Source organism: Acinetobacter sp. CFCC 10889 (assembly GCF_003268395.1).
Classification (GTDB): Bacteria; Pseudomonadota; Gammaproteobacteria; order Pseudomonadales; family Moraxellaceae; genus Acinetobacter.
In genome coordinates, this window is record NZ_LQXQ01000114.1 from 1 (window position 1) to 6,077 (window position 6,077).

Below are 6,077 nucleotides of genomic sequence, written 5' to 3' on the forward strand. Positions count from 1 at the left end.
ATTGCAGCAAGGTTTGATACAGGCTTAACTGCTTCTCGACCGTCTGGGCGTTGTTTTGAATGCTCTGGGCTATTTTCTCGTCCGACTGTTGGATAGCGGTCGCAGTGATATTGGCTCTTATGTTCAAGCTGTCTCTGATAGTCTGTGACGTTTGTTCGATACCGCTCAGAAGTTGTTCCTCTGTATTCTTCAATTCGTTGTTGTACTTCTTGTCTATATTCGCCAGTAGCTCTAAAGCCTTGCTCATAAATCTCGCCCTCTAAACGGATGGGACGTTTTGCGCCCTCATATGGGTTTTCAATGGATATGGAGTTTTTTACTTGTCGAGTGACATTGATTTGATTCGATTCAAGCCATTGCACCAATTCTTGCCGATCGGCAACATCACCATTGGCAACCGCTCGGTAAACACGTTGATGTAACTGCGCTTTAAAATCCTTAATATCTTTGGGTAGGTTCTTTTTATTTAAAAATAGCTGTCGATGCTCAGGATCATCGGGGTCATACAGTGAATGTTCGGTATTAGTGATCTGCTTAAATAGATCGACTCGATCTAAATCGACTGGCGCATAGAATGGCTGTAGGCGTTTGCCTGTTGAAAGCTCAACATTAGGAATCACAAAATTAAGCTCAAGCCTTGTCTCACCTGTGTCCTGATTAATTTTGTCTTGGTGCTGTACCCATAAAATTTGATATTGGTCTTTATCTAGTCCCGGGAATAAACATTCCTCAAAATTTTGCATGATTTTCTGTTTATCCTGGTCAGATAAATCATGCTCATAAAAGGACAAACAACCACTGGTATATTTTTTGGCAAAAGGACTGCTATCAATGAGTTGTGCTGTCAGTTCTACATCACCATTGAGCACTTGAGCATGTTCACGCTCTCGATCTTCACCTAACAAATAATCGAGACAGCCTTTTGATAAACCTGAACCATGTCTAAAGAAATCAACGATCATCTGGACGTAACTCCCGAAGCTGCTGATCTATGGAAATCAACAAATGAAGTAACTTCACTTTGTCAAAAGTACCTACCCCTGCAATATCGGTATTCACTGCTTTAGCAATCTGATTCACATTGTTGCCAATCCGACCAAGCTCTAAAATTAATGCTCGCTCTGTCTTGCTATACGAAGATTCAACAACCTTTGTTGCTTTAATTTTTTGGTCATCTTCTGCTTTGGAATTATGAATTTTAGTCGCTTTCTCTACTGCTGCTTGTCTAAGCAACTTTGCAATCGAACCATAAGGATTATTGGAATCGAGCAATTGATATTCTGATTCTGAAAGTCTGACTTTAAAGGTTCGTTCTCGAACTGCTTTGCTCTGTTTGTTTTCTTGTTCCTGTCCTGACATTTCAATCTACCCTGCTTTGGCTTTTGTAAGCTTTAAATTGGAAAATCTTTGATTTTTCTGTTTAAAGCTTTTCGGGGGTATCGGGGGTGAAGCCCCTGATCAAGGTCACAGACTATCACTGTTTAACGAAGTTAAATAGGGGTAGCTGTGTATCCTTGCTTATTTAAAAATGGACGAGTGAAATTCAATAAAAACTAATCAAATGACACGGTATATAAACTCTAGTAGGTATTGGCATGAATCTTGTAAAAACAAATGCGCTCAACTCTTTCTCACCGTCCCCACATCCCTCGCTTTGCTCGGGCTGATGGTGAACGTTGAGAGAGTTTCGGCAATACTTTCCCTAAGAGGCTTTGATTTAAAAAAATCAAATATCCTCTTAAGTATTGCCGATTAACCTGTAATTGGGCTGACGGAGCCACGCATCGGTCGTATCCGCACATGGTTTTGCTGACCATGCAGACAAGGACTAAAGGTTTTGCACCTTCTCCCACGCGCTCCCTGTCGAAGTATGGTGGTATCTCTGCGAGGATTACTCCAACATGCAACTTAACCAACCTATACAACTACTTCCAACGCTCCGCCTATGTGAGATCCCCTGTAAGCGGTTTAGCCTTGCGACTATCGCTACGATGCACCAGTGACACTTATTCCCTCCACATGCAACGCATATCTTCCTTAAAAAAGGCGCACAGAAGTAGATAAAGCTCGACCGTTAGGTGCTTATTTGATGATTTAAACTGCTGAATTAACGAAGGACTTCAAATTGAGGCTTGTCAAACTGTTCTAATTCTTTAAAATAGATAGTGGTACTAGCCTTTAAGGTGAATATCAGTATGAGTTGCAAGCTCTGCCGATCTTTCGTTAATTGATGTTGCAAGCATCAAATAACTGTACCCATCGAATTTAAAACTAATGGACAGATTTCGCAAGAGACCTGTCCATTATTTTTTTTGATTACACCTAAGAATTAAGCTGAAACTCCTATTCTTTGGACTATTAATGTCAAAACTTCCTAGATTTCATAACAAGCACATCGAAAAACGTAAGTATTCAAATAGCCTCCTAGCCAAATCTATTTCTTCTAAAGTACGTTTCTCTAATAAAACATTTTTTAATGTTAATTTGAGAGGATCCCGCCTACGATCATGTTCATTCAAAAATATAAAAATTGTTTTATCTGATTTTTCAGGAGTAATCTTAAATAAGAATAGGTTTACGAATGTTCACTTCAAAAAGTGCGTATTTTATGCTGCTATTTTTAGAGATTGTCGCTTTAAAAATTGCACATTTGAAAAATGCATTTTTATTAATACAAATACAGAAAGCCTAAATCACTCGATATTAGACTGTTCTAAAAAATATAATTTTTACGAAATGAAAATTCCTGATGACTTAAAAGATCAACTAACAGAATATAGAAATATTCCAATACTGCAAAAAAACCGTTTACTTCATCTAAAAGGGGGAAGAATCAATACCGCAACCTTATTCATTCTCCTATCCAAAATATCCAAATACAAGCTGCTAAATGGTCTTAAAAAAATTTATATTGAGGAACAAAGTAAAGTAAAAATACTTAGCACTTTCAAACTCCTTGAAGAAATAAAGAACCTAGTTGACACTAACACCGCATTCAAACAGAATAATGGTGCTCTGCCCCATCCAATCGAAAGGTTGGATAGTTAAGACAATCACTGGGAGCTCACTATTGGATGTAACAATTCAATTAATAGTCTAATTACTGACATTCTGGGAGGGCTTACTATGTTAGGCCGCATGGACACAACGCAGGTCGCATTGATACACCAAATTCTAGCTGCGGCAGATGAGCGAAATCTGCCGCTCTGGATCGGTGGGGGCTGGGCGATCGATGCACGGCTAGGGCGTGTAACACGCAAGCACGATGATATTGATCTGACTTTTCCCGGCGAGAGGCGCGGCGAGCTCGAGGCAATAGTTGAAATGCTCGGCGGGCGCGTCACGGAGGAGTTGGACTATGGATTCTTAGCGGAGATCGGGGATGAGTTACTTGACTGCGAACCTGCTTGGTGGGCAGACGAAGCGTATGAAATCGCGGAGGCTCCGCAGGGCTCGTGCCCAGAGGCGGCTGAGGGTGTCATCGCCGGGCGCCAGTCCGTTGTAACAGCTGGGAGGCGATCATCTGGGATTACTTTTACTATGCCGATGAAGTACCACCAGTGGACTGGCCTACAAAGCACATAGAGTCCTACAGGTTCGCATGCACCTCACTCGGGGCGGAAAAGGTTGAGGTCTTGCGTGCCGCTTTCAGGTCGCGATATGCGGCCTAACAATTCGTCCAAGCCGACGCCGCTTTGCGGCGCGGCTTAACTCAGGTGTTAGGAAACACTGCTACCGTTATCGGATTTACTGCTTTACTACTAACCTTGTTAATTCAACATTTGCAAAATAGTCTGACCTTTCGATTGTTTGGGGTGAAATTCTTATCTTAAAAATCTAAATATTCTTTTAGATCTAATGCAGATTGCTCGATAAAATCGTATGTATTAATACAACGACAGTAAATAAATTTTGTTAAAACCTCTAAATCATTTTCTAGATTACGGTTAAAAATAATCGGTTCATGATGAGCAATCCTGTTTCTTAATTCACGTAATTGATCTGTCCAATCGTAAAAAATTTGCCTGTTTTCAACTGTTGCATTAGGAAAAATAGAATTAAAACATCCCTGCCAAATACGTTCTTCATAATTAGCCATAAGCATCTTTTGCCAGAATACAAATTTAAGCTCAGGGATCATTTTACTAGGCGAATCTGGGAACTTCTCTTTAGCACTATCAAACATACTTTTAGGGCTATACCTCCCTCTACGGCTAAGGCTTCGAATAAAAGCTTCATTTTCATGCCAACTATTTGTTTCATTACACCTAAAAGATATTTCTATTGCCTGAACAACAGCATTTCTCAGAACAACTTCAAAATAATTTAATAAGTAAAAAAACTTATTGGAAATTATTAAATTACGTTCATAAAGCATCAATACATCAGATTTTTCATATGGTTCACCTTTATCTTTATAGAAATTTTCATACTTAGATAAGCGTGGTATAGATAAAGCCTGCTCTATCTTAAGCACTGCATCATTTGACAATTCCACCGTATATACCCTAATATATAGTTGTAAGTTTGAGAGACTGCGGATCTAAGATCTTCCCTCCCAAGCGCTAAGATTCAAAAAAGCCTTTCATTAACGTGAAAGGCTTTTTTCTTTTTTTGGTCAATTAAAAGCTTACATATTGATTGTAATTGAAATATTTTCTTGAGGGACATCAAAATAATTAGCTAATAGTCTCTTAGCTTCAGGAATAGATATTTTATCCAGTGTTTTAGAAGAATTATCTTCATTTAATTTGGTAAATTTCAGCTCATTCAAATCGATATTCATCTCTTCTAATGAACTATAAGAAACTGGATTCCGATTACCATCCCACATATTGGGAATAGATATATCAGCATATTCGGAGATATTTATTATCCATCTACCATCTGCATCTTCTTCTTGAGATTGGCTGATACTAGATATTTTGCCAACTAAAAATGCAGTGTGATGATCAGCCTCTGGTTCTCCCCAAGATTGTTTCCTATTTTGCACACAAACTAGATAATCGCACTTTCCTGCATTATGAGCATTTAGTCTCCAAGACTGACTACCACCTTCTTTTAAAATTCTAGTCTTTCCACGAGCAGTTAGTACTACTACACAGTTATTATTCATAACACCACCAAAATATATAAACAAGCCTATACTACATTCAATATAGCTAAATTTAAACATTAGTACAAGCTAATACTAAGAAATAAACACCAACATACTAGAAAATAATTACATCCCAAAATCCATACCTCGATCTTGCTTAGGTCGAGGTTTTTCTATCTCTTGTTTACGCTCATTCATCTGGACGAGATTTTTTTCAATATCTCGGATGTTTCGAGCAAATTCTGCTGCGCTTTGGCTACTTCTGACGAGACAGAATGCTGTGTGGTTGAGATTCTCTCCAGAATTTCTTCGTTGTTGGCTGTGATAAGGCTCATCTCTCGGACTTTGCCATTGATCTGCTCGGTATAGCTTGCTGTACTTCGTTCTAGCTCGTGAAATTGCTTCTGCATTGTCGCTAATGATTTCTGTGCTTGCTGTAAGCTTTGCTGATCGCTCTTGATTGTCTTTGATTGTGCTGACAAGGCTTGGATAATTTTGGTTTGCATTGTGTCTAAAGCTTGCTGTTGCTTCTGCAATTGCACTTGTTGTTGCATTAATTGTTGCTGTTGTTCTTCGATGATTCTCAATAATTGTGTTTCTAATTCGGTCATCGTTTAATACCCCATTGGAATCATGTAGCCGTTCTGCCATTCGCCTGCGTTCTTGTTGATCTGAATACATAGGCGCTGTGCTTTGCTGTCTGGTCGCTTGCATGTGCTGATCGTCAAACTGCCTCCCGATCGGTTCAAATGGTCGACCCTCATTTGCTTCTCGTTGATCACGGTATTTAGCGTCTGCATCTCGCTGTACTTGTTTTTGGTGACGAGACCAAGCGAGAAAATTGCTATAAGCAAAATAACTGCTACTGAAATCAGTCCCATATTCAAAGTGGTAAGTTTTTTCTGTACCGCTTGATTCTGGGCTTGTTGTTCTTGGCTCTGTATTTGCTCGTTTAATTGCGTTAAATGGCTCAATTTCG

Annotated in this window: 4 protein-coding genes and 3 pseudogenes; 2 read left to right on the plus strand and 5 right to left on the minus strand. The window is 39.2% G+C overall.

What is annotated here, in order from left to right; all coding sequences use genetic code 11:
• Together AVJ19_RS20460 and AVJ19_RS20465 are read right to left on the minus strand one after the other, a co-directional pair.
• Positions 1-962 (minus strand): annotated as a pseudogene (locus tag AVJ19_RS20460) (relaxase/mobilization nuclease domain-containing protein); the annotation flags it as partial.
• Positions 952-1,359, minus strand: coding sequence for a MobC family plasmid mobilization relaxosome protein (locus AVJ19_RS20465; protein ID WP_000016535.1), 408 nt, complete (start codon positions 1,357-1,359; stop codon positions 952-954). The pseudogene AVJ19_RS20460 and the gene AVJ19_RS20465, both read right to left, overlap by 11 nt.
• A 1,002-nt stretch (positions 1,360-2,361) precedes the next feature.
• On the opposite strand from AVJ19_RS20465, the gene AVJ19_RS20470 reads away from it, so the two are divergent.
• Both AVJ19_RS20470 and aadB read left to right on the plus strand, forming a co-directional pair.
• Complete coding sequence (locus tag AVJ19_RS20470) at positions 2,362-3,048, plus strand: pentapeptide repeat-containing protein (protein ID WP_002011386.1); 687 nt, start codon at positions 2,362-2,364, stop codon at positions 3,046-3,048.
• 90 nt (positions 3,049-3,138) lie between these two features.
• Positions 3,139-3,671: pseudogene (aadB, locus tag AVJ19_RS20475) on the plus strand (aminoglycoside nucleotidyltransferase ANT(2'')-Ia).
• A gap of 158 nt (positions 3,672-3,829) precedes the next feature.
• Here the strand turns inward: aadB and AVJ19_RS20480 are convergent.
• From AVJ19_RS20480 to AVJ19_RS20490, 3 genes and pseudogenes are all read right to left on the minus strand, one after another.
• Entirely contained in the window at positions 3,830-4,498 is a 669-nt protein-coding gene (locus AVJ19_RS20480) for an Abi family protein (RefSeq protein ID WP_000423610.1), read from the minus strand.
• A 132-nt stretch (positions 4,499-4,630) separates the two neighbouring features.
• Positions 4,631-5,176, minus strand: coding sequence for a hypothetical protein (locus AVJ19_RS20485; protein WP_000472319.1), 546 nt, complete (start codon positions 5,174-5,176; stop codon positions 4,631-4,633).
• Between the two features lie 48 nt (positions 5,177-5,224).
• Positions 5,225-6,077: pseudogene (locus AVJ19_RS20490) on the minus strand (mobilization protein); the annotation flags it as partial.

Excerpts from the sequence above, each read along its gene's own strand:
- AVJ19_RS20465 (WP_000016535.1), bottom strand. The coding sequence starts at position 1,359 with ATGTCAGGACAGGAACAAGAAAACAAACAGAGCAAAGCAGTTCGAGAA.
- AVJ19_RS20485 (WP_000472319.1), bottom strand. The coding sequence starts at position 5,176 with ATGTTTAAATTTAGCTATATTGAATGTAGTATAGGCTTGTTTATATAT.
- AVJ19_RS20470 (WP_002011386.1), top strand. The coding sequence starts at position 2,362 with ATGTCAAAACTTCCTAGATTTCATAACAAGCACATCGAAAAACGTAAG.